Below are 3603 nucleotides of genomic sequence, written 5' to 3'. Positions count from 1 at the left end.
GTCGTACTCGCGATCATGGGCAACGACGCGGTATCGCTATACAGGAATATATTCGAATAGGCGAACTTGCAGGTTTCATTTCGCGTAGTAATGTGTTAAAATGTAGGTATGATTATTATACCTGCATTTTTGCATTGAGAGGTGTTTATTATGTACGATTCGAAATTGAAATCAAAGGAACTGAACGCGTTGTTTGGCGCGGTTTTGTCGCTGAAAAGCGAGGAAGAATGCTATATGTTTTTCGAGGATCTGTGCACCGTGGCCGAACTTTCGGCGATCGGTCAGCGTTTTAAGGTCGCGCAGATGCTGCGCGATAAAACAACGTGCCACGCAATCGCGGAAAAAACCGGAGCATCTACAGCGACGATCTCGCGCGTCAATCGCAGCCTTAACTATGGTACAGGTGGGTATGACCTTGTATTGAAACGAAACAAAAAACAGGGAGAATGATTTTGCAGGGATTAAACGACAAACAACTAAAGGCAGTCAATACAACAGAGGGTGCGGTTTTGGTGCTTGCGGGCGCGGGAAGCGGAAAGACAAAGGTTCTGACTGAACGCGTTGCATACCTGATCAACGACAAAAACGTGGCGCCCTGGCAAGTTCTGGCAATTACATTTACCAACAAAGCGGCACAGGAGATGAAAGAGCGTATCGGTGGTATTGTTGTAGCGGATATGCGCGATATGTGGATCAGTACCTTCCATGCGATGTGTATGCGTATGCTGCGCAAATATGCAGATAAGGTCGGCTATACAAGCAATTACCTGATCTACGATACGGATGATTCGTTGCGTATCATCAAAAAGATATTGGAAAACATGGGCCTCAAAGAAGACAAAATATATTCTGACCGCTATATGAAGAACCTGATCAGTAAATATAAAAATGATAGTACAACGCTCGATTTTGATACCTATGCGCAAGCAAAGAATCCTTTTGTTGCCGAGCACGCAGGAGAGATATACGAAAAATATCACAGCGAGCTGAAAAAGCAGAACGCGATGGATTTTGACGATCTGCTTTTGAATACCTTAACGCTGCTTGAAACAAACGAGGAAGCGCGTACATTTTATCAAAACAAGTTTCGTTATGTTTTGGTAGACGAGTATCAAGATACAAACATGGTACAGTATAAGCTGGTCAAAATACTTTCGGAGGGTTATGGCAATATATTTGTCGTAGGCGACGACGACCAGTCTATCTATGCCTTTCGCGGCGCGAATATCCGTAATATTCTGGAATTTGAAAAGGATTTTCCGGGCGCGGTGGTCATCCGCCTGGAGCAAAACTACCGTTCGGATAAAAAAATACTTGATGTTGCGAATTGCGTGATCAAAAATAACGAAGGACGCAAGGGCAAGACGTTGTGGAGTGAAATATCGAGCGGCGATAAACCTGTTCTTTATACGGCGAACAGTGAGTTTGAGGAAGCGGAGACGATCGCCCGCGAGATACAGCGTCTGTCGGATGAGGGTACGCGCTATGCGGATATGGCGATCCTGTACCGCATCCATACGCTTTCGAGGATTCTGGAGGAAAAGCTGCGGATGTACGCAGTACCTTACCGTATTTACGGTGGTATCAGCTTTTACGAACGCAGGGAAATCAAGGATATGGTGGCATATCTTAATATTATTGCCAATCCGTCAGCGGATTTGCAGCTCACGCGTATCATCAATGTGCCCAAGCGTGCGATTGGCGACGCAAAGGTAACTGCGATCGCGCAGGCGGCGGCGCACAACAGCATCTCTATGCTGGAAGCGATGCAAAACGCAAATGTTCTGTTGCCGGACAAGACGCTCAACAAAAAAGCAAATGAATTCTACGAGATGTACGAGCGGATAAGCGACGGTTATGCCGATTTGACGGTGCATGAGATTTTGGAACGAGCATACGACCTGTCAGGTTATAAGGCGATGCTGGAAGAAGATCAATCTCCTGAAAGCGAAGCGCGCATGGAAAATATCGCCGAGCTGATCAACTCGGCTTATACCTATGACCAGGAGGAAGGGGCAACGCTGGAGGGCTTTTTGCAGAATATCGCCCTGATCACAGACCTCGACAGTATGGACGACAGGGGTGGCGTAACGCTAATGACCATGCATGCCGCCAAGGGACTTGAATTCGACGTTGTGTTTGTCGCGGGAATGGACGAAAGCATATTCCCCAGCCAGCGAGCGATCGATGAAGATAATATCGAGGAAGAACGCCGTCTGTGTTATGTTGCGGTAACGCGCGCAAAAAAGAATCTTTATCTGACGCACGCGCAGATGCGTACGCTTTATGGGCGTACACAGCCGTCCGTACCGTCGCGCTTTATAGACGAGATCGATGAAGATATGATCAATCATGTCAATAAGGGGAGAAGACCGGTGATCGCTGAGCGTAAGGAACAATCTTCCGCAAAACCGCTTTTCAGCGGCATCCTTCCGGGCAAGAAACCGGCGCCGCAGAAGGTGAGCGGAGATTACCGCGTCGGTACCGTCGTAGAGCATAAAACCTTCGGGCGTGGAAAGATCAAGTCCATTGCCGGAGCGGGTGAGGCACAGGTCGCTGTCGTTGATTTTTATGAAGTAGGCGAAAAAAAGATGTTTCTTGCATTTGCATCCCTGAAAATACTAAAATAAGGGCTTTATATGGAACGTATGAGAGAATTGATCGATAAATTGAATGAGTATGCCTATCGGTACTACGTGATGGACGATCCGTCGGTTGCGGACGTGGAATATGACAGGCTGTATGACGAGCTTCTTGCGCTGGAAAAACAAAGTGGTGTGATCGAGCCGGATTCCCCTACGCAGCGCGTGGGCGGCAAGTTGCTCGAGGGTTTCGCAAAGCATACGCACCTTGCGCCGCTGTGGAGCTTGGATAAGGCACAGAGTTTAGAAGATGTGACCCTGTGGCAGCAGCGTACCAATAAGCAGATCGAGCAGTTGGGACTCAAACCGGCGAGCTATTCTCTCGAGTATAAGTTTGACGGACTCACCATCAACCTGACGTATGACAACGGTTTTCTGGTTGGGGCAGCGACACGCGGAAACGGAGAAGTGGGGGAAAGCATCACGGAACAAGCGAAAACGATTCATTCCATCCCACTAAAAATTGATTTCAAAGGCAAAATGGAGGTGCAGGGTGAGGTGATCATGCATCTTTCTACGTTGGAGGAATATAACAAAACAGCGGAGGAGCCGCTTAAAAATGCCAGAAATGCCGCGGCAGGCGCAATACGCAATTTAGACCCGGCGCAAACCGCTAAGCGTAAGCTGGATGCGTTTATCTATAACATCGGATATATCGAGGGGATGCACTTTGACGATCACGCAGAGATGATTGCTTTTTTGCGTCACAATAAATTTCATGTAAGTGATTATGAAAAGGTGTTTGACGACGTTGCGGACTTGGGAGCAGCGCTTGACGAAGCCGAAGAAACGCGCGGCAAACTGGATTTCCTTATCGATGGAATGGTCGTCAAAATCACCGATTTTGCAACACGCGAGGCGCTTGGCTATACGCAGAAATTCCCGCGCTGGGCAATCGCCTATAAATTTGCTGCGGAAGAAATGACGACAGAAATACTGGATGTGACGTGGGACGTGGGCA

The 3603-nt window shown here is 47.9% G+C and carries 3 protein-coding genes; all 3 read left to right on the top strand.

Annotated elements, in window-relative coordinates:
• Positions 1–150: 150 nt before the first annotated feature.
• Positions 151–450: a YerC/YecD family TrpR-related protein gene (locus VB081_RS08155; protein WP_323400327.1), complete on the top strand. Its 300-nt coding sequence runs from the start codon at positions 151–153 to the stop codon at positions 448–450.
• 2 nt (positions 451–452) lie between these two features.
• The gene (locus VB081_RS08150) at positions 453–2630 is read left to right on the top strand and encodes an ATP-dependent helicase (RefSeq protein ID WP_323400326.1); all 2178 of its coding nucleotides are present in this window, start codon (positions 453–455) and stop codon (positions 2628–2630) included.
• 9 nt (positions 2631–2639) lie between these two features.
• Positions 2640–3603 (top strand): NAD-dependent DNA ligase LigA (ligA, locus tag VB081_RS08145; protein ID WP_323400325.1); only part of this gene is annotated, 964 nt, incomplete at its 3' end.

It is taken from the genome of Christensenella sp. (assembly GCF_034927525.1).
In the GTDB taxonomy this organism is placed as follows: Bacteria; Bacillota; Clostridia; order Christensenellales; family Christensenellaceae; genus Christensenella.
This window is presented reverse-complemented; position numbering and strand designations above follow the sequence as displayed.

What these genes read in the sequence shown, in the direction of transcription:
- VB081_RS08155 (WP_323400327.1), top strand. Translation starts at nt 151, where the DNA reads ATGTACGATTCGAAATTGAAATCAAAGGAACTGAACGCGTTGTTTGGC.